Source organism: Roseibium sp. RKSG952 (assembly GCF_009711355.1).
On the sequence record NZ_SMMF01000263.1, the window covers coordinates 1 to 462 of the forward strand.

The 462-nt window shown below is 42.6% G+C and carries 1 protein-coding gene; it reads left to right on the forward strand.

The annotated features are described in order from the left end of the window. Positions 1–298 (forward strand): HNH endonuclease signature motif containing protein (locus E1297_RS00665; protein ID WP_196223091.1); only part of this gene is annotated, 298 nt, incomplete at its 5' end. Between the last annotated feature and the right edge of the window lie 164 nt (positions 299–462).

A 462-nucleotide genomic window follows, 5' to 3' on the forward strand; every position in this document is an offset into this window, starting at 1 on the left:
AGATACAAGAGATCCAAATTATTTAGTTGCCAGCCATATTAAGGGTTGGCGCCATTCAAACAATATGGAAAGGCTTGATCCAAATAATGGCCTTTTACTAGCTCCTCACATAGATAAACTTTTCGATAAGGGACAAATTAGCTTCTCGGATGAAGGAAATATTTTAATTAAATCTAATGATGTAAAGAGAATATTGAAAAAATGGGGCGTTGATATTTCGAGAAAAATTATTGTTAACTCCAAGGAGCTTAAATACATAAGATACCACCGAGAGAAATATTTCAAAAAGAAAAACTGAAAACTATTGGTTGGAGGGTGTCCGTCCGGTAAGCTCGGCATTTTTGATGGCTGATCGGGCGGCGCAACACCGCGCGAACAGTGCCGACCTTCGGCAAGCCGTCAACGACACTGATCCGTTGCGGGCACGAGATTGCCTGGCGCCCGTGCTTCGACTTGAAGCGC